Here is an 18771-nt window from a genome sequence, read left to right on the forward strand (position 1 = left end):
TCCGGATCTCGGCGCAGGAAGGTCTTGATCTCGACCACCGTTCCTATATGATTATCGAAATTCATATAGGAATCCCCTGTCCCCAGACCTGAAACCTGTCCCCAGACCTGAAAGAAGCATTCATGCCTTCCATCACCTCCATCAGCACACAGGACGTCCGGTTCCCCACGTCCCTGGAGCTTGACGGCTCCGACGCGGTCAACGTTGACCCCGATTACTCCGCTGCCTACGTCGTCATCCGCACCGATGCGCGCGACGAAGGCCACGGCTTCGTCTTCAGCTGCGGCCGCGGCAACGAGATCCTCACCGCCGCCATCGACGCCTATGCCCGCCTCCTCGTAGGCCGGGACATCGACGAACTGATCCATGATCTCGGCGGTGCGTCCCGGCGCCTGGTCCACGACTCCCAGCTGCGCTGGCTGGGGCCCGAGAAGGGCGTGACACAGATGGCCTGCGGTGCCCTGGTCAGTGCCTTGTGGGACATCCGGGCCCGGCGCGAGAACAAGCCCCTGTGGCTCCTGCTCAGTGAAATGAGCCCGGAAGAGCTGGTGAGCGTCGTCGACTTCACCCATATCCGCGACGCCCTCAGCCCCGAGGAAGCGCTGGAGATCCTGCGCGCCGGCCAGGACGGCAAGGCCGCCCGGATTGCCGCACTCAGGGCGGACGGATTCCCGGCCTACACCACCTCGCCCGGCTGGCTCGGCTACAGCGACGAGAAGCTGGTGCGGCTGAGCAAGGAGGCCGCCGCCGAAGGCTTCTCCATGATCAAGCTCAAAGTGGGCGGCGACATCAACGACGACCGCCGGCGCATGGCCCTTGCCCGCGGGGCTGTCGGCGACCTGCCTATCGCGATTGATGCCAACCAGCGCTGGGAAGTCTCCGAGGCAATCGACTGGGTCAACGAGCTCGACGAATTCAACCCCTACTGGATCGAGGAGCCCACCAGCACTGACGACATCCTGGGTCACGCCGACATCAGGAAAGGCGTCGCGCCGGTCCGGGTGGCTACCGGTGAGGCCGTGGCCAGCCGCATCGTGTTCAAGCAGCTGCTGCAGGCGGGGGCAATCGATGTCCTGCAGCTCGATTCAACCCGCGTGGGCGGCGTCAACGAGAACATCGCCAACCTCCTGCTCGCGGCCAAGTTCGGCGTTCCGGTCTGCCCGCACGCGGGTGGTGTGGGCCTGTGCGAACTGGTCCAGCATTTCTCGTTCTTTGACTACGCAGTGGTCAGCGGCAGCCAGGAGGGCCGCATGATCGAGTACGTCGACCACCTGCACGAGCATTTCGCCGAGCCGGTCCGGATCGTCGGCGGGCGCTACGCCGCGCCGGTTCTTCCCGGGACGGGCGCCGAGATGTTGAGCGCCTCCCGCTCCCGCTGGGAATTCCCCGCAGGCTCCGGCTGGCAGGAAGTCGGCGGCCGCGCTGCCGTGACGGGCGCAAACCTCGCTCCCGCAGGGGCTGCCCGATGACCGGCGCCAGCGCTGCGGTCATCACTGCAGGAGTCACCACTGTCGAGGAATTGAACGCAGCCGTCGAGGCGGCGCAATCCGCCTTCGAAAAGGGCAGGACCGAGGATCCGGCCACCCGTGCCGGCTGGCTGGAGGCCGTGGCCGTCGGCTTGGAGCAGGATGCCGCAACACTGGTGGCGATTGCCGCCCGCGAAACCCACCTGGGCGTTCCCCGGCTCGAGGGGGAGCTCAAGCGCACGGTCTTCCAGCTCCGGCTGTTCGCGGCCGAGATCCTGCAGGGCGAGCACTTCGACGCCACGATCGACCACGCCGACCCCCACTGGGGCATGGGTCCCCGTCCGGACCTGCGGCGCTACAACGTTCCGCTCGGCGTCGTGGGCGTCTTCGGTGCATCCAACTTCCCCTTCGCGTTCAGCGTGATGGGCGGAGATAGCGCGTCGGCTCTCGCCGCCGGCTGCAGTGTGGTGCACAAGGCCCACGACGGCCACCGCGAACTCGCGGTTCGCACCGCCGAAACGGTGATCTCCGCGCTGGAAGCCGTCGGGGCGCCGTCGGGCCTGTTCTCCCTGGTTTCCGGACGGCGGGCAGCCGAGGCACTCGTGGACCACCCACTGGTGAAAGCAATCGGCTTCACGGGTTCGACGGCGGGCGGCCGGGCGCTGCTGGACCGCGCCGCCGCGCGGCACGAACCCATCCCGTTCTTTGGTGAGCTCGGCGGCATCAACGCCGTCTTTGTCACGCCGAACGCCTGGGCGGCACGCCGTGAGGAGATCCTCACCGGTTATGCGGGTTCCTTCACCCTGGGCATGGGCCAGTTCTGCACCAAGCCGGGGCTGCTGTTCGTTCCTGCCGGGGAGGCTGAGGAGATCGGCCGTGTCCTGGGAGGTGCACTTGCGGATTTCGCTCCGGCGCAGCTGCTGAGCGAGCGCCTGCACGGCGGCTACATTGACGCGGTCCGCCGGCTCACCGGCAGCCATGGAGTGGATGTGCTGCTCGAGGGTGACTTCGCGGCAGCACCGGCGCCCACCGTCCTGCGCACCACGGCCGATGCGGTGCGCAACGATCCCGGCATCCTGCGCCAGGAAATGTTCGGCCCGGCCAGCCTGGTGGTCGAGTACGTGGACGAAGCTGAGCTTCAGGGCCTCGCCGAACTGCTCGAGGGACAGCTCACCACCACGGTCCAGGCCGAGGAGGACGACGACGTCGCCGGGCTCGCCGCCCGGCTCGCCGAGATCAGTGGCCGGGTGTTGTGGAACGGCTGGCCCACCGGCGTCACCGTCAGTTATGCGCAGAACCACGGAGGCCCGTATCCGGCCACGACGTCGGCCACCACCTCCGTGGGGACGGCCGCGATCCGGCGCTTCCTGCGGCCGGTGGCGTACCAGTCGTTCCCTGCCGCCCGCCTGCCGGAGCCGCTGCGGGACAGCAACCCGTGGAACGTGCCGCAGCGCGTGGACGGACTCTGGCGCAGGCCATCTGTTGCCCCTTTTGAGGCGACGAGCGGGGGCCAGCCGTGAGCGCTCCGCCAATTCCCGGGAGTTCCATTGCTCCGGTGAGTTCCGTCCTTCCTGATGACGCCGACCAGGCGTTGTTGGTTGGCCGGATCTGGGACCCCGCCACCGGCGGTCCCCGTGTGATGGCTCTCAGCGGGGACTCCGCCGTCGACCTCACGCGCCTCGCCGGCACCGTCTCGGAATTGCTCGAACTGCCTGATCCAGCCGCCGCAGTCCGTGCGGCGCTCCTTGACCCGGCGCCGGGGGTACAACGGTGGGCGATGGCCGACGTCGTCGCCGCCTCGCTGGCGGGCGACTCAGGGCGCCCGCACCTGCTTGCCCCGGTTGACCTGCAGGTCATCAAGGCCTGCGGCGTGACGTTCGTGGACAGCATGATCGAGCGTGTGATCGAGGAACGATGTGCCGGTGACGCCGGCAGGGCGACCGAGATGCGCGAGCTTGTCGGGAAGGCACTCGGCGGAAGCATAGCGGCGGTCCGGCCCGGGTCCCCGGAGGCGGCCGAGGCCAAGCGGGTCCTGATTGCCGAAGGTCTCTGGTCGCAGTACCTCGAGGTGGGTATCGGGCCGGACCCGGAGGTGTTCACGAAGGCGCCGGTGCTGTCCTCGGTGGGCCTGGGTGCCGGCGTCGGGATTCCGTCGTTCTCCTCATGGAACAACCCGGAACCGGAACTGGTCCTGATCGTCACGTCCCACGGCGACGTGGTGGGCGCCACGCTCGGTAACGACGTCAACCTGCGCGACGTTGAGGGCCGCAGCGCCCTGCTGCTGGGCAAGGCCAAGGACAACAACGCATCCAGCGCCCTGGGGCCGCTGATCCGGCTGTTCGACGGCGGCTTCACGCTGGACGCCCTTCGCGAGGAGGAGATCCTGCTCCGCGTCGAAGGCCAGGACGGATACCTGCTCGAGGGGCGGAACACCCTGGCGAGGATCAGCAGGCCCTTCGAGGAGCTCGTGGCGGCCACCCGTGGCAGGCACCATCAGTATCCGGATGGCTTCGCACTGTTCACCGGCACGCTTTTCGCGCCAACACAGGACCGCGACGAGCCGGGGCAGGGGTTCACGCACAAGCACGGGGATGTTGTGACCATCCGAAGCCGCCACCTCGGTGCCCTCATCAACCGCGTGGGCGCGGCCGAGGAGCTCCCGCAGTGGGCCTTCGGACTGCGGCAGCTGTTTGGCTACCTCGAGGAGCAGAGGCAGCAGCTGGAGGGTGCAGCCACCAGCGGCTGATTCGCGCAGCTGACGCGGGGTTTGCTGGCTCCAGGGTCAGGCTGCCTGCCAACTGACAGGCAGCTCCTTGACTCCGTAAACGATGGTGCTGTCCATCCGTTCCAGGTGGGCTCCCGGCGTGAGGGTTAGTCCGGGGAGCCGGCCAAGAATGCCCTGCAGCGCGATCCCGGCTTCAAGCCTGGCCAACGGGGCGCCGAGGCAGAAGTGGATGCCGTGCCCGAAGGCGAGATGCCGGTTTGGCGTCCGGTCCATGTCGAACTGTTCAGGACGCTGGAATTGGCGCTCATCGCGGTTTGCCGAACCGATCCAGGCCACCAGCGGCGCCCCGGCCGGAACCTGTTGGTCGCCCAACGTTGTGTTGCCAGCCGTCACCCGGTACATCGACTGGACAGGAGAGCGGTAGCGCAGCACTTCCTCTATGGCCTGGGGGAGCAGGGACGGCTCGGCGCGGAGCCGTTCCATTGATCCGGGCGCTTCGGTGAAACTGAGGACAGCGTTCCCGATCAGGTTGGTGGTGGTTTCATTGCCGGCCACCAGCAGCAAGCTGCAGAAGCCCAGCAGTTCGGCCACGCTCAGCTTCTGCCCGTCGATTTCGGCCACCAGCAGGTTGCTGATCAGGTCATTCCCGGGCTGGCTTCTGCGGTGCTCGATGAGGGCCAGGAAGTACTCGGTCATTTCCCGGTTGGTGGTGCTGTGGTCGGCGGTCCGGCCTCCTGACTGCGTCTGGCTGACGATGACGTCGGACCAGTGTTTGAAGCGGTCGCGGTCCCCGGCGGGGATTCCCATGAGCTCCGCGATCACGATCACCGGCAGCGGGTAGGCCAGCTCGGCGATGAGGTCGGCCGATCCTTTGGAAGCGACCCTGTCCAGCAACTCCTCCGTCAATGCCGAAATACGCGGTGCGAGCCCGTCCACTGCCTTCGGCGTAAACGCCTGGGTCACCAGGGAGCGCAATTGCCGGTGCCGTGGCGGATCGGCGGTGATCAGGCTCGCTGCAAACAGTTGGCCTGTCTCGGATGGATCGTCGCCTCCCATCCTCGAAGAGAACGTCCCGTGTTCGGACAGAACCCGTTGAACGTCGTCGTACCTGTAGACATGCCAGCTTCCGGATTGCTCGTCATGGAAGACGGCAGCGGATTCCCGCATCCGTTCGTACTGCGGGAAGGGATCCAGCGACGGCCCATCACTGTTCACGAAGTCCATGGCCGGCCTCTCTGCTCGGCCCGGCGCTGTTCGGCATTACCGTGGCGTCCAGGCGGTGGGGCCCAACGGGCCCGTAGGAGCAGAGTTTATTCCGGGAATGCGCCTGCCGTCAGTAGCATGGCCAGACAACGGAGAGAAGACGGGCCCCTAAGAAGGAACCCGTCTTCCGTATAGTGCGGCTCGGATAGGCCTCAGACCTGGAGCCGCCCGGCTACAGCCCGAGGCCGCCGAGCTTGTCCCCGAGACCGCCGGGAAGCTTGCCCAACAGTTCTGCGGGGTTGATGCCGAACTGGGAAAGCAGCCCGGCATGCTGGTCCGTGTCGACCTGGTCCGGCAGTTCCGCTTCAGCCTGCGCGGCCTTGTCGTTGTCGCCTTTGGACCTGAGTAGTTCGAGGATCTGGGACTTGTCGATCTGCATGGCGTTCTCCTTTACGATTTCCGGAACTGCTAAGGGTGCTTATTACCTTCCCGGAAAACAGCTCGTCGAACAAGTGCCCCAAAGGAACCCGCGACCGAAAAAGCGGGACTAAGCCGGCCTGCTACCGACAACGGAAGCCAGCGATGCCAAGCCCTTCTCGAAATCGCCGCCCACCATCTTGTCCATGTTCATGAACAGTGCAAAGACCTTGCCGATGCCTTTGTGTTCGCCGGCCATGGTCCAGGTGACGCGCGTGCCGCCGCCCTCCGGAACGAAGGTGAAGGTGGTGGGGTTCACTGCCGGGAACGGCTTGGTGAACTCCAGCCGGATCCGAATGGCATCAGGTTCCTGCGACTCGACGATCTCCATGTTGCCGGCGCCTGCCTTGCGGTTGCCGTTCCAGGCGTACTTGGCACCGACGCCGGATTCCGCGCCGGAGTAGGTCCGTTTCATGTCCGGGTCCACGGTCTCCCACGGCGACCACTTGGGCCACTCACGGAAGCTGTTGACCAGCGGAAACACGTCCTTGGCGGGGGCGGGGATGACGGTGCTGCGCGAGACTGAGTACGTTGACATGGCCCCATCCTACGGCCGCCTCCGCGAGCCTGAATGCGCCTGGTCAGGCGTTTTGTCCTGCTGGCGGCAGAGTGGCCGCCGTCGAGGGTAACCTCGCCGGCCGCAGGCTCGCCGGGACTCCCGCTGCGGTTTCCGCCCGGTCCAGCGCCAGGCCGAGGCGATCCACGGCATGCGGATACCCGGGATCCCAAGCGGTTTTCAGCGTCTCGGCCTCCCGCAGGGCCTTCACAAAATCAGCGGTTTCAGGCCGGCGGACGTCCGCCAGGTCCGGGTAGCTGATGGCCAGCGCGGGGTCGAGTTCGTAGCGTGCCCAGCGTCCCACGATCTCTTCATGCACGACGGCGGCCGCTCGGCAAAGCGGGCCGTCCACCCGCCGGCGCCGCCGGGTCTCGTACCAGGACAGCACGGCAGGGCTGCTGCGGTAGGCAGCAATGCCGCTCACCCCTGCGACGGCGGCCAGGGCCAGGGCAGCCGGCGGGGAGGCAACGGCGGGGATGAGCAGGGCCGGGGCAATCACCACCGAGCCGCCGAAAAGGTCCCAGAACAGCAGGTCAGAACTGTCGCCGTCGGACGTCCTTAAATGATGGCGCACGATGAAAACCGTGCAGGCGACTGCGGCCGCCAGCACTGCGCTCCAGAGGACCAGTTGCAGCAGCCCCAAGGGGGCGGCTTCGGAAACTGCGGGCACCACTGCACCTCCCAAGGACGGGCGCTGCCCGGCAATTCGGGCCGCACTTAAATTGCAGCCCCTGCGGAAGCCCCGGTCAATGGGTACCGCCCCGGTCAATGGACGGACCTGCTCAATGGGCGGACTGGCGGTTTGCAGCGGCGGCCGTGCGGCGTAGCGTAGGCGCCATGCGACTTAAAATGTGCAGCATCCACGTCCAGGACCCTGCCGTGGCGCACTCCTTCTACACGGAGACCCTCGGCTTTGACACCCTCATGACCATGCCCGAGCACAACCTCTTCATCGTCAAGGACCCCGGAGCGGGCAGCACGGTGGGACTGCTGCTGGAGCCCAGCGACAACCCGATCGCCTCCGCCTACAGCAAAGGACTGTACGACGCCGGGATCCCCGCCATTGTCTTTGGCACGCCGGACGTCAAGGCTGAGTACGAGCGCCTGGCCGCCGCCGGCGTCCAGTTCCGAAGCGAACCCGCCGAGGATCCGTCCGGGATGTCAGCAGTCTTCGACGACGGCTGCGGCAACTTCATCCAGCTGCACCAGGACTAGTACTGAATGGACGCCGCTGACGCCCTCAACGAGATTGCCTTCTGGCTCGAGCGGTCCGCCGCGCCGACCTTCAAGGTCCAGGCATTCCGGAAGGCGGCCGGCGTCATCAGCGGACTGACGCCGGAGGAGGTGGCGGAGCGCACCCGCGACGGCAGGCTCAAGCGGACGAAGGGGATCGGGGACACCACCTTCAACGTCATCCGGCAGGCTGTGGACGGCGACGTGCCCGACTATCTTGAGAAGCTGCGGCAGGGCGGCGCCAAGCCACTCGCCGCGGGGGGAGACGGGCTTCGCCCGCTGCTCCGCGGCGACCTGCACAGCCACAGTGACTGGTCCGACGGCGGTTCCCCTCCTGAGCTGATGGCCGACGCCGCCCGGCACCTGGGCCGGGAATACCTCGCCCTGACGGACCACTCGCCAAACCTCAAGATCGCCAACGGGCTGACTGCCGAGCGGCTCAGCGAGCAGCTGGACGTGGTGGCCGGGCTGAACGGCGTCGCCGACGGTGGCTTCCGGCTGCTGTCCGGCATCGAGGTGGACATCCTGGAAAACGGCGAGCTGGACCAGACGCCGGAGATGCTGGACCGGCTGGACGTGGTGGTGGCCAGCGTGCACTCCAAGCTCCGCTCGGACCGGCGCACCATGACGGAGCGAATGCTAGGCGGCATCCGCGATCCCCACACCAATGTTCTGGGCCACTGCACCGGCCGCCTGCTGCAGGGGTCCCGCGGGACCCGTCCCGAGTCCGAATTCGACGCCGAGCGGGTCTTTGCGGCGTGCGCGGAAGCCGGTGTCGCCGTCGAAATCAACTCACGGCCCGAACGGCAGGACCCGCCGGACAACCTGATGCAGCTGGCACTCGCGGCCGGCTGCCTGTTCAGCATCGACAGCGACGCCCACGCCCCGGGCCAACTCGACTTCCTGCAGTACGGCGCCGAGCGGGCCGAACGCAATGGTGTCCCGGCCGAGCGGATCATCACCACGTGGCCGCTGGACCGGCTCCTGGAGTGGCTGAACAGCAGGAATTAGCGGCGCGGGCCCCGGCATGGGAATTTAGTAAGCATAATGACTATCCGTGGACGGAGTGGTAGACCTTAATTGTTCCGTCGCGGAACCCGGGCGGACCCGTCTCCCTGCGAGGTGCACCATGAGCGCTATGAACCCGGCGAACCATCTGGACGAACTGGGCCACCGCACTCTGAGAAAAGTGCGCGGCCGCCTCATGCCGCTGATTGTGATGCTCTACTTCGTGGCGTACCTGGACCGCAACAACGTTGGCTTCGCCAAGCTGACCATGAGCGAAGACATCGGGCTCAGCGCCTCCGCATACGGTCTTGGCGCCGGCATTTTCTTCCTCGGGTACGCTCTGCTGGAAATTCCCAGCAACGGCGGTATGTACAAGTTCGGTGCCCGCAAATGGATCGCCCGCATCCTGATCTCGTGGGGCATCTTCGCCACGGCAATGGCTCTGGTGAACGGGGAGATCACCTTCTACATCATCCGCTTCCTTCTGGGTGCGGCCGAGGCAGGCTTCTTCCCAGCCATCCTCTTCTTCCTGACGCTGTGGTTCCCAGCCCGCCAGCGCGTCACCGTCCTGGGCATCTTCATCCTGGCCCAGCCGATCTCCAACGCACTAGGCGCCCCGGTTTCCGGCCTCCTGCTGCAGATGGAAGGCGTCGCCGGCCTGCACGGCTGGCAGTGGCTGTACATCATCGAAGGCATCCCGGCCATCCTCCTCGGCCTGCTTACCCCGGTGCTGATGACCGACCGTCCGAGCCACGCGCACTGGCTGGCAGATGACGAGCGGGAATGGCTGACACGGACCATGGACGAGGAACTGGCCCACAAACAAAAGGGCCAGCCGCACCACTTCCTCGCCGGGCTCAAGGACCCCCGCACCATCGCCTACTCAGCCCTGTACTTCGGACTGGTCTGCGGCATCTACGGCCTGGGCCTGTGGATGCCCACCATCGTCGCAGCCCTCGGCAAGTTCAGCACCACCGAGGTGGGCTTCATCGTGGCCATTCCGTACACGATCGCAGCGGTTTTCGTGTACTTCTGGGGCAAGCGGTCCGACCGCACCGGCAACCGCGTCCTGCACGCCAGCATCAGCATGGTGATGGCGGCCATCGGCTTGCTGGCTGCCGGATACCTGGTGCAGGTCAACGCCATCCTGGCCATGACCGCCCTGACCCTCGCGGCCATGGGCATCTACTCGGCCATTGCCCCCTTCCTGGCCATGCCGTCCACCGCGCTGGTGGGAGCCGCGGCAGCCGCCGGCCTCGCCATGGTGAATTCTCTCGGCAATCTGGGCGGCTTCGTGGCGCCTTATGCGGTGGGCCTGTTCAATGACGCCACGGGCGACAACCGATCAGGCCTCGTGTTCCTGGCGGCCTGCCTCGCCGTCACCGCCGTCGCCACCTACCTGTACGCCCGCAAGCGTCCGGAAGGCCATGTGAAGCCCGGCACCCCTGCGGCCGTCGGTGAAGAAGCCGTCGCCGCTGACGAGTTCGACGACACCAAGTACTAGACGACACCAGGCACTAGAGGGGATCACAGACATGACGCACCACGACACGTTCCCGGCCGAACGCACCGCGGTGCTGACCGGGGCCGCTTCCGCACGGGGCATTGGCCGGGCGACGGCGGAAATGCTCGCCAGCGAGGGCTGGGCCGTGGCCATCCTCGATATCGACGGCGACGCGGCACGGCGCGCGGCGGAGGACATCTCCTCCGTGTACGGCGTCCTGGCCAGGGGTGTGGGAGCCGACGTCTCCGACCAGGCCACCGTGAACGCTGCCATCGACGAGGTGGAGGCCAACATGCCGCCCATCGTGGCGCTGGCGAACCTCGCCGGCATCAGCTCGCCCACCGAGTTCATGGATGAGACGCTCGAAGCCTGGGAGCGGGTATTCCGGATCAACATGTCCGGCACGTTCCTGGTCACCCAGCGCGTGCTCCGCGGGATGATTGAGCGCAAACTCGGTCGGGTGGTCAGCGTCTCCTCCATCTCTGCGCAGCGTGGCGGCGGCACCTACTCCAAGGTGGCGTACAGCGCGTCGAAGGCAGCCATCATCGGCTTCACCCGGGCCTTGGCCAGGGAGATGGGCCAGTACAACATCACCGTCAACTGCATCGCCCCCGGTCCCGTGGACACGGACATTATGGGCGGCACCCTGACCGACGAACGCAAGGCAGACATGGCCAGGGACATCCTTGTGGGCCGGGTGGGAACTGTCCGCGACATTGCCGCCCTCATGGTGTTCCTGATGGGGGAGGACGCCGGCTACATCACCGCCGCGACGTACGACATCAACGGCGGCCTGCAGATTTCCTGACCGGTTGCCTGGGCTTGCCGCGGCCGCTCAGGCTGCCGCCGGGCTGGGCGACATCTCGGCCGCCTGGCGCAGCGCCTCGATCATGCTGCGAACGTCCACGATGCCCTTGCCTGCGATGTCGAAGGCGGTGCCGTGGTCCACGGATGTGCGGATGACGGGCAGGCCCACTGTGATGTTGACGCCGGCTTCGATGCCGAGGACCTTGATCGGTCCGTGGCCCTGATCGTGGTACATCGCCACGATGAGGTCGTAGTCGCCGCGGCCGGCCAGGAAGAACGCCGTGTCCGCGGGGAGCGGGCCGCGGGCGTCGATGCCGTCGGCCTGGAGCTTCTCGATGGCCGGGGTGATCTTCTCGGCCTCCTCGCCGTACCCGAACAGGCCGTTTTCGCCGGCGTGCGGGTTGATGGCGCAGACACCGATCTTCGGGTTGGCGATGCCGGCGCGCTGCATGGCTTCGTAGCCGCGGCGGACGGTCCGCTCCACCAGGCCGGGCTCGATCTTGTTGATGGCGTCGATCAGGCCGATGTGCGTGGTGACGTGAATGACCTTGACCTTGGGCGTGGACAGCATCATGGACACTTCTTCGACGCCCATGAAGTGGGCCAGCAGTTCGGTGTGCCCGGGGTAGATGTGCCCGGCCTTGTGCAGCGCGGCCTTGTTCAGCGGCGCCGTGCAGATGCCCTGGACCTGCCCGCTCATGCCCAGCTCGCACGCGATCCTGATGTAGTGGTACGCGGCGTTGCCGGCTTCGACCGATTCCTGGCCCCACGGCAGGTCCTTGGACAGCAGCTTGGGATCGATCACGTTGATCCGGCCAGCCTCGAAGACCGCCTCACCCACCGTCTCCACCTCGACGATGTTGGCTTCCACGCCCAGCGCCTTGGCGCCCAGCTGCAGCCGGTGGACGTCGCCGATGACCACGGGACGGCAGTCGCGGTAGGCGTTCTCGTCGAGAAGGGCACCCACGGTCACTTCGGGGCCTACGCCCGCACCGTCGCCCATTGTCACGGCGATGAAGGGCCGGGTGTCCTGTTCGGTTGCGTTCACTGCTGATGTCATTGGAGCTCCTGGTTTGAGGGAGGGGTGGGAAGTGCTGTTTGAAGACCGGAGGTCTTTGATGGCGGCGCAAAGCTGGACGAGGGCGTCATCGTCGCCGAAGCTGCCGGGCTTGGTGCCCACCAGCCGCCCGTCGTCGGAAAGGCTGACCACGGCGCCGTGCTGCACGGATGCGAGCGGGGTCAGCGAGCGGACGCCGAGGGCGTCGAGTACCTCGCGGGCCGTTTCACCACCGGTGAGGATCAGGTCCGCGGCTGCCTCCGGACCCGTTGCCGCGTAGGCAGCCAGCAGCGCCAGGTTCCGCACGATCCTGCCGGACTCGTGCGGATTGACGACGTCGGCGGTGACAGTCAGGGCGGCCGGCTCGCCTGCCGCCAGGAGCTGCTGGGCTTCCGCCAGCCTTGGGCGGAAATCCTCGGGACGCTGCAGTTCGTGGGGAGCGATCCGCAGGGCGGTGAAGCCGCCGGCCTCCAGATTCCGCAGCTGCGCCGCCGCCTTCGCCGAGGCGGAGCCGACGACGGCAAGCACCGTCCGGTGTACGCCCGCCGTTGTCAGGCCGTGTGACACCTGTTGCGCGTTTCGCGCAGAGCGGTTGCCCAGCTTTGCCGCCAGCAGCAGGGCCATTCCGCCGGTCCCGGCCAGCACGATGCGCCGTCCGCAGGCCCTGAAGTCCAGGTCCAGCAGCGCGACCGCGACGGCCTCCAGATCGGCCGGAGTCTCGCCGTCGACAATGACGGTGGCGGGAGCGGCACTGGATGATGTTACAGACAATGCCTCGCCAAGGACGGCGGCGAGGCTGCCCGACCGCACTGCGGACAGCTCCGTAAGCTGCACCGAAGCACCAGGGCCCAGCAGTTGCGCGATCTCCGCGGGCGGGGCGGCTGCCTCTGCCCGCCACAGTTCGGTGCGGTCCAGCCGTACGCCGTCGGCAAAGGGCCGGCCGCCTACGACTGTCCGGTTCAGCTGGGGAAGTGCGCCGGCCACCACAACGTGGTGGCCCAGAGCCGAAAGTGCCGCGAGCTCCGGGCCAACATTGCCCCGCCACAGGGAGTCGATTTTCTTGAACAGGACGCCTGCGCCCTCTGCAGCGGTGCTGCCGAAGACGGCTGCCGCCGCCGCGGCAGCGGACTCCGGGGCCACGGCGCGTGAGTGGGTGTCCACAACCACAACGTCCGGACGGCTGCCGGCGTCTGTGCCTTCGGCGGAAGTGTCTGCCGCGGGAGCGGACAGGAGGATCCGTGTGTTCAGCCCTTGGGCTGCAAAGCATTGCCCCACTTCTGCTGCGCCGGAAAAGTCATCGGCCTGGGTGAGGACTGCAGTCACGTCGTCCTCCCTTCTTCTATCGATCGGTAGCACCATAATGGCATGCTTGCGCGAATTGCGCTAGAGCGGTTGCGCATTTCGCGCATGGATGGCAGAGTGATGCATGTAACACGGCGCAGGCCATCCGGCCGCCAGCCGTCCCATTCAACCGAGAGGTCAACGATGACCGTTCTTCCTCAAGGAAGTGAGATCTCACGGCGCCGCCTCCTGCAGTTTGGCGCAGCCGCCGGATTTCTCCTGGGCACAGGCTCCATGGCCGGGTGTGCCGGCCCCACGGGCCTGCCGGGACCCAGCACCCTGACGCTGGCCCTCAACAGGTCCCTCGTCAGCCTGGACAACAAGCTCAACCAGTTCGACGCCGCCGTCACCGTGCAGCGTGCCGTACGGCAGGGACTGACCGCCATCGGCCCCGAAACCAAGCCGATCCTGGTCCTGGCGGACCGCTTTGAGATGACCTCGCCCACCGCGTGGACGGTGCGCCTGCGCGAAGGCGTCCGCTATTCGGACGGCACCCCGGTGGCCATCGAGGACATCGCCACGGCGCTGAAGATGTACCAGCAGGTGCAGGGCTCGTTCGTCGCCGGGTTCTTCCCGGAATTCCCCACGGTGGTTCCGGTGGATGACAGGACGTTCCGGATGGAGTCCAAGAACCCCATCCCCATCCTCGATTCCCTGATGAGCATGATCCTGATCAGCCCGGCAGCCCAGAACAAGCCGGAGGAGCTGCAGGAAGGCGTGGGCACCGGCCCGTACGTGGTGACCAAGTTCAACCGCGGGGCCGGCACCTACAGCCTCAAGCGCAACGAGAACTACTGGGGACCCGCCCCCAAGGTAGAGAACGTCGAGGTGCGGTTCCTGCCGGAGGAATCCAGCCGCGTCATCGCGCTGCGCAGCGGCGAGGTGGACGTCATTGACTCCATCACGCCTGACTCCCGCGAGCAGCTGGCCGGACTTCCCGGCGTCGTCCTTGCCGAGGCGTCCAGCCTCCGGCTGAACCAGATCTTCTACAACTTCCGCAAGCCGGCCAGCCACCCGCTATCCGACGTCCGCGTCCGTCAGGCCCTCAGCTGGGCGGTCGACGGCGAGGCGCTGGTCAAGGACGTCCTGGTCGACTCGGTCAGCGAAGCCGAAGGCGTGGTCCCGTCCAGCCTCACCGGCTTCGCCAAAACCGGCAACTACACCTACGATCCGGAGAAGGCCAAGGCCACGCTGAAGAGCCTCGGCGTCACGGACCTCAACCTGAAGATCATCTGGGAAACCGGCGAGTTTGCCTCCGACACCTCCGTGATGGAGGCGCTGGCGGAGATGTTCGGCAACATCGGCGTGAAGACCCAGCTGCAGCAGTTCGAGCCCGGCGGCAACATCCTGGCCTGGCGCCAGGGCAAGCAGGGCGACTGGGACCTGCTGGGCAACGGCTTCAGCAGCCCCACCGGCCTGGCCATCACCATGATGCAGGGCATGTACGCCGGAACCGCGGAGAAGGAAAAGACCCGCGACACCTACCAGGGCTACGTGGTCCCGGACGTGCAGGCAAAGATCCAGGCCGCGTCCTCCGAGGTGGATCCGGTACGCCGGGAGCAGCTGCTCGCCACCGCACAGAAGGCCATCTGGGACACCTGGCCGTGCGCCTGGGCATTCGTTCCCAAGTCGGTGCTGGCCCACCAGAAGCGCGTGGCAGGCCTGGCCCTGGCGCCCACCAACTCCTACCCCCTTGTTGACGTCCGGCTGGAGGCCTGAGTCATGACCAACTACATCCTCAAGCGGCTGGGCCAAGGCCTGCTGACCGTGTTCCTGACGGTCTCCACGGTTTTCATCCTGATCCGCCTCGCTCCCGGTGATCCGGCCGTGTCCTACGCTGGACCGCTGGCCACCACCGAGCAGCTGGCCAAGGTCCGCGAACAGTTCGGCCTGGACCGTCCTGTGCTGGAGCAGTACTGGATCTTCCTGCAGCAGCTGTTCACCGGCAACCTCGGCACGTCCTACTCGTTCCAGGCGCCGGCCATGCAGGTGGTGGCCGAGCGGATGCCGTACACGCTCACCCTCGCCACCGCTGCCATCCTCCTCACCGCCGTGATCGCCATCCCCCTGGGCGTGTGGATGGCCCGCCGCCCGGATACCAATCGGGAACTCGGCGTCAACGTCCTCACCATCGCCGGGCAGTCCATGCCGGACTTCTGGACTGGCATCATGCTCCTGACCGGGTTCGCCGTCCTGATCCCGCTGTTCCCGGCCTCGGGCTTCGCCACCTGGGGCGGACTGGTCCTCCCCACCGTCACCATCGCCATCCTGCAGATCGCGCTCATTTCGCGGATGGTGCGGCGTGAGATGACCGCCAACTTCGCGGCCCCCTACCTGACCGTCGCGCGGTCCAGGGGAGTGGGCAGCCCGGCGCTGACCTGGCGCTATGCCATGGGCAACTCCGCCATTCCGGTCTTCACCGCCCTGGGCACGCGCTTCGCCGCCATGCTGAATGGCGTGGTGGTGGTGGAAGTCGTGTTCGCCTGGCCAGGCGTCGGCTCCCTCATTGTCCGGGCCCTCGAAACCCGCGACTATCCACTCATCCAAGCGACCGTCCTGCTGACGTCCCTGCTGGCCGTAGCCGTCCAGCTCGTCATCGACCTCGCCTACCCGCTTCTTGATCCCCGCGTTCGTCTTGGAAAGGCGGCAGCAGCATGAGCCTCAGCGACACCGCGACACCTTCCGCAGGAAATGAACGAGCAGTCCCGTCCGGCCAGCCCGACGGAGCAGCGCGTACTCCGTCCCCGAGCGCCGTCACCAAGGAACTCGTCGCGAAGGCGGGGGCCACCCGCCGCCGCAACGCCGCCAAGTGGAAGCTGCGCATCGGCGCCGTCTGCACGCTGCTCGTCATCATCCCCATCCTGCTGGCCCAGGTGCTTCCGCTGCCGGACGCCAACCACCAGGACCTCTCCGCCCGCCGGCTCGCCCCGCTGGTGGACGGCCACTTGTTCGGCACAGACCAGCTGGGCCGCGACTTGCTCTCCCGCATCCTGCACGGCGGCCAGGTCTCCCTGACCATCGGCATCCTGGCCGTGGTGGTCTCCGGCGCCATCGGCATCATCCTCGGTGCCGCCGCCGGCTACTTCGGCGGCTGGGTGGACACGGTGGTCTCCCGCCTCCTCGAAGCCCAGATGTCCCTGCCGCTCCTCATGATGCTGCTCCTGGTGGTGGCGCTATTCGGCCCGTCCATCCCGGTGATCACGTTCGTCATCGCCATTGCCCAATGGCCGGAAGTGGCCAGGCTGACCAGGTCAATGGTGCTAGTGGAACGTGAAAAACCGTACGTATCCGCGGCGCGCATCCTGGGCCTGCACCGCATCCAGATCCTCATCCAGCACATCATCCCGAATGTCATCAAGCAGGCAACCCTCGTGGTGCTGCTGCTCCTGGCCCAGGCCGTCCTGCTCGAGAGCGCACTCAGCTTCCTCGGCGCCGGCCCCCAGCGTCCGTTCGCCACCTGGGGACGCATCATCTCCGACGGCCAGGACTACATCACCACCTCCTGGTGGATGGTCACGCTGCCCGGCCTGGTGATCGTGCTGATGGTGGTGGGCGTGAACCTGCTGGGCGACGGCCTCCGTGACCGTCCCCGCCGCAAGAAGAAGGGTGCCTGACATGAACACACAAACTGGCACGAAGAGCCATGCTGACGCCAGCCACACCGAGCAGGCCCTGCTCGAGGTCCGCGACTTCCAGGTGGAGCTCATCACCGACGCCGGCATCATCCGGGCCGTGGATTCCGTGAGCTTCAGCATCCACCGCGGTGAGACGGTCACCATCATCGGTGAGTCCGGTTCGGGCAAATCGACGACGGCGATGGGCATCCTCCGGCTGCTGCCGGACGATCTGGCGGTGCTTTCCGGCTCCGTGCTCATCGACGGCGTGGACGTGGTGGCCGAACCCAAGGCCATCGACAAGGTCCGCGGCCGCACCCTCGCGCTCATCCCGCAGGACCCGATGACCGCGCTGAGCCCCGTGCACTCCATCGGCAGCCAGCTCTCCGAAGCAATCCGGATCGCCGGCGCCGCCTCCAAGGACAAGGGCGCCGTCCGGGCCCGCGCCATCCGGCTGCTGGAACAGGTGCACATTCCTACACCTGAGGTGCAGCTGAAGAAGTACCCGCACCAGCTCTCCGGCGGCATGCTCCAGCGCGTGCTGATCGCGATCGCCCTGGCAAGTGAACCGCAGCTCCTGGTGGCCGACGAACCTACCTCGGCTCTGGACGTTACCGTGCAGGCCGGCATCCTGGACCTCCTGCTGGAACTGCAGGAGCAGCGCGGCATCGGCATCCTGATGATCACGCACGACCTCGGCGTGGCCCGGCTGATCTCGGACCGCATCCACGTCATGAAGGACGGCTCCTTCGTAGAGTCCGGCGACGTCCAGCAGGTCGTGGAGCACCCGGCCACGGAGTACACCCGCAACCTGCTGGCCGCCGTGCCGGTCCTGGGCCCTTGGGACGAAACTCCCGCCGGCAACACGCAATCCGACACAGCGGCAGCGGCCGCCCTGACCAACACCGGAGCAAGCCATGACTAAGCCGTTCCTCTCCGTCGAGAATCTCGTGGTGGACTACCACGTGCCGGGCGGAACGTTCCGCGCCGTGGATGATGTCTCCTTCTCCGTAGACAAAGGCAAGACGATCGCCGTCGTCGGTGAATCCGGCTGCGGAAAGTCCACGATCGCCAAGGCGCTGATGCGGCTGGTGACGCCGGCCAGCGGCCGGATCGAACTGGACGGCACGGACCTGGCCGCACTTAGCGAAGCCAAACTGCGGCCGCTCCGTTCCAAGTTCCAGATGGTCTTCCAGGATCCGTACGGCTCCCTGGATCCGCACCTCACCGCGCAGGAGATCGTGGCGGAGCCGCTGAAGCTGCAGGGTGTCCGCTCCCGGGCCGAACGGAACAAGGCGGCCGCGAAGCTCATCGACCAGGTGGGCCTGCCGGCAGCGTCCCTGGACAAGCACCCGGCCGAGTTCTCCGGCGGCCAGCGGCAGCGTATCGGCATCGCCCGGGCGCTGGCCTCCAAGCCGGAACTGCTGGTCTGCGATGAAGCTACCAGCGCCCTCGACGTCTCGGTCCAGGCCCAGGTGCTGCGGCTGCTGAAGTCCATCCAGGACGAAACCGGCATTACCTACGTGTTCATCTCGCACAACCTTGGCGTGGTGCAGGAGATCAGCGATAGCGTCATGGTCATGCAGCGCGGCAAGCTCGTGGAGTCCGGCAGCACTGCATCCGTGCTGACCGCGCCGAAGGAGGACTACACCCGCAAGCTCCGCCGGGCCGCCCTGGACCCGTCCACCATGCGCGGCCTCAAGCCCCGCCACGTCGTCCGGTCGCTGGCACTGAAGGGCGCCTGAACCGGCTGCCCGAAACCCTGAAACCCCGAAACCCC

Annotated in this window: 17 protein-coding genes; 12 read left to right on the forward strand and 5 right to left on the reverse strand. The window is 66.8% G+C overall.

Annotated elements, in window-relative coordinates; all coding sequences use genetic code 11:
* The first annotated feature begins 122 nt into the window (after nt 1-122).
* The 3 genes from QFZ23_RS01460 to QFZ23_RS01470 are packed head-to-tail and all read left to right on the forward strand — an operon-like array spanning nt 123 to nt 4212.
* Complete coding sequence (locus QFZ23_RS01460; protein WP_306920185.1) at nt 123-1469, forward strand: L-fuconate dehydratase; 1347 nt, start codon at nt 123-125, stop codon at nt 1467-1469.
* A complete protein-coding gene (locus QFZ23_RS01465) occupies nt 1466-2986 on the forward strand; it encodes an aldehyde dehydrogenase (NADP(+)) (protein WP_306920186.1) in 1521 nt (506 codons plus the stop codon). The genes QFZ23_RS01460 and QFZ23_RS01465 overlap by 4 nt, the downstream gene beginning before the upstream one ends.
* Before the next feature lie 35 nt (nt 2987-3021).
* Nucleotides 3022-4212 (forward strand): fumarylacetoacetate hydrolase family protein, encoded by a 1191-nt coding sequence (locus tag QFZ23_RS01470; protein ID WP_373427833.1) that lies wholly within the window; start codon nt 3022-3024, stop codon nt 4210-4212.
* Nucleotides 4213-4248: 36 nt separating this feature from the next.
* Here QFZ23_RS01470 and QFZ23_RS01475 read toward each other — a convergent pair whose 3' ends face one another.
* The 4 genes from QFZ23_RS01475 to QFZ23_RS01490 all read right to left on the reverse strand — a co-directional run bounded on the left by QFZ23_RS01475 (nt 4249) and on the right by QFZ23_RS01490 (nt 7097).
* The gene (locus QFZ23_RS01475) at nt 4249-5415 is read right to left on the reverse strand and encodes a cytochrome P450 (RefSeq protein ID WP_306920187.1); all 1167 of its coding nucleotides are present in this window, start codon (nt 5413-5415) and stop codon (nt 4249-4251) included.
* 211 nt (nt 5416-5626) lie between these two features.
* On the reverse strand, nt 5627-5833 hold the full coding sequence (locus QFZ23_RS01480) for a hypothetical protein (protein WP_306920188.1): 207 nt from the start codon (nt 5831-5833) through the stop codon (nt 5627-5629).
* A gap of 108 nt (nt 5834-5941) precedes the next feature.
* Nucleotides 5942-6409, reverse strand: a complete 468-nt coding sequence (locus QFZ23_RS01485) for an SRPBCC family protein (protein WP_306920189.1) — start codon at nt 6407-6409, stop codon at nt 5942-5944.
* A gap of 43 nt (nt 6410-6452) precedes the next feature.
* Entirely contained in the window at nt 6453-7097 is a 645-nt protein-coding gene (locus QFZ23_RS01490; protein ID WP_306920190.1) for a hypothetical protein, read from the reverse strand.
* 167 nt (nt 7098-7264) lie between these two features.
* Between QFZ23_RS01490 and QFZ23_RS01495 the strand changes: the two genes are divergently transcribed.
* The 4 genes from QFZ23_RS01495 to QFZ23_RS01510 all read left to right on the forward strand — a co-directional run bounded on the left by QFZ23_RS01495 (nt 7265) and on the right by QFZ23_RS01510 (nt 10980).
* Nucleotides 7265-7642: a VOC family protein gene (locus tag QFZ23_RS01495; RefSeq protein WP_306920191.1), complete on the forward strand. Its 378-nt coding sequence runs from the start codon at nt 7265-7267 to the stop codon at nt 7640-7642.
* A gap of 6 nt (nt 7643-7648) precedes the next feature.
* Nucleotides 7649-8671, forward strand: a complete 1023-nt coding sequence (locus tag QFZ23_RS01500; protein WP_306920192.1) for a PHP domain-containing protein — start codon at nt 7649-7651, stop codon at nt 8669-8671.
* Between the two features lie 118 nt (nt 8672-8789).
* Entirely contained in the window at nt 8790-10172 is a 1383-nt protein-coding gene (locus tag QFZ23_RS01505; RefSeq protein WP_306920193.1) for an MFS transporter, read from the forward strand.
* Nucleotides 10173-10203: 31 nt separating this feature from the next.
* Nucleotides 10204-10980, forward strand: a complete 777-nt coding sequence (locus QFZ23_RS01510) for an SDR family NAD(P)-dependent oxidoreductase (RefSeq protein ID WP_306920194.1) — start codon at nt 10204-10206, stop codon at nt 10978-10980.
* 27 nt (nt 10981-11007) lie between these two features.
* On the opposite strand, the gene pdxA is transcribed toward QFZ23_RS01510, so the two are convergent.
* Nucleotides 11008-13359 (reverse strand): 4-hydroxythreonine-4-phosphate dehydrogenase PdxA, encoded by a 2352-nt coding sequence (gene pdxA, locus QFZ23_RS01515; protein ID WP_306920195.1) that lies wholly within the window; start codon nt 13357-13359, stop codon nt 11008-11010.
* A 162-nt stretch (nt 13360-13521) separates the two neighbouring features.
* Between pdxA and QFZ23_RS01520 the strand changes: the two genes are divergently transcribed.
* The 5 genes from QFZ23_RS01520 to QFZ23_RS01540 are packed head-to-tail and all read left to right on the forward strand — an operon-like array spanning nt 13522 to nt 18736.
* Entirely contained in the window at nt 13522-15096 is a 1575-nt protein-coding gene (locus QFZ23_RS01520) for an ABC transporter substrate-binding protein (RefSeq protein ID WP_306920196.1), read from the forward strand.
* A gap of 3 nt (nt 15097-15099) precedes the next feature.
* Nucleotides 15100-16035, forward strand: a complete 936-nt coding sequence (locus QFZ23_RS01525; RefSeq protein ID WP_306920197.1) for an ABC transporter permease — start codon at nt 15100-15102, stop codon at nt 16033-16035.
* On the forward strand, nt 16032-16991 hold the full coding sequence (locus QFZ23_RS01530; protein ID WP_306920198.1) for an ABC transporter permease: 960 nt from the start codon (nt 16032-16034) through the stop codon (nt 16989-16991). The genes QFZ23_RS01525 and QFZ23_RS01530 overlap by 4 nt, the downstream gene beginning before the upstream one ends.
* Nucleotide 16992: 1 nt before the next feature.
* Nucleotides 16993-17916 carry an ABC transporter ATP-binding protein gene (locus QFZ23_RS01535; RefSeq protein WP_306920199.1) on the forward strand — a complete coding sequence of 308 codons (924 nt, stop codon included), beginning with the start codon at nt 16993-16995 and terminating at the stop codon, nt 17914-17916.
* Nucleotides 17909-18736 (forward strand): ATP-binding cassette domain-containing protein, encoded by an 828-nt coding sequence (locus QFZ23_RS01540; RefSeq protein WP_306920200.1) that lies wholly within the window; start codon nt 17909-17911, stop codon nt 18734-18736. Before QFZ23_RS01535 ends, QFZ23_RS01540 begins: the two co-directional genes overlap by 8 nt.
* Nucleotides 18737-18771 lie beyond the last annotated feature (35 nt).

The organism is Arthrobacter globiformis, from assembly GCF_030818015.1.
Taxonomy (GTDB): domain Bacteria; phylum Actinomycetota; class Actinomycetes; order Actinomycetales; family Micrococcaceae; genus Arthrobacter; species Arthrobacter globiformis_C.